The organism is Grimontia marina, assembly GCF_900060185.1.
GTDB classification, from domain to species: domain Bacteria; phylum Pseudomonadota; class Gammaproteobacteria; order Enterobacterales; family Vibrionaceae; genus Enterovibrio; species Enterovibrio marinus.
On sequence record NZ_FIZY01000239.1, the window covers coordinates 1 to 629 of the forward strand.

Sequence of the window (629 nt, forward strand, 5' to 3'; positions counted from 1 at the left end):
GCTGTCAGAGAGTATATCTATCGGCATAAAGACCCAGCCACAGGGCTGGAGGTAGGCCGCCCTGCAGGGATTGAAACCATCATTTTCAAGCTGCGTTTAAAGCCCGTTCAACTGACCATTAAGCTCACCCCGGATAACAGCGACACACGCGCGGCTGTCATCGCGCAACTGACGCGATTGGAGCGTTTACTGGCCCATCCCGGCAGCAGCTTGTTGCTCTCTCAGGTTCGCACCGCGATTGGCACCGCACCTGGACTTGTCGATTACACCACCCACTGGACAGTGACATCACCAGCCAAAGCGATGAGCTTATCACTTTCGAGGTACCGCAATGGATAGAGTGACGCGCGCACAATCCACCGATGCCTGGTTAGATGTGTTGCAACAACTGATGCCTCAAGGCATTGCTTGGCCTCGGGATTTGGAAGCCAACCAAACGCGACTTCTTCGGGCTCTGGCCACAAGCCTTGCGGATATCGATGCCCTAACCGATGCCCTGCAACAGGAAACCACCCCTGAACAATCTCACCTTTTACTGGGTGAATATGAGCAATATCTCGGGCTGCCCGAGTGCATTGAACAGTCTTTGTCATTGTCGGAAAGACAAGCGACAGCGGTGGAGAAAGACC

The 629-nt window shown here is 54.2% G+C and carries 1 protein-coding gene and 1 pseudogene; both read left to right on the plus strand.

Annotated elements, in window-relative coordinates; translation table 11 throughout:
* Positions 1 to 339 (plus strand): annotated as a pseudogene (locus GMA8713_RS27935) (baseplate J/gp47 family protein); the annotation flags it as partial.
* On the plus strand, positions 332 to 629 hold a 298-nt coding region (locus GMA8713_RS26190; protein WP_157515816.1), incomplete at its 3' end, for a putative phage tail protein. The pseudogene GMA8713_RS27935 and the gene GMA8713_RS26190, both read left to right, overlap by 8 nt.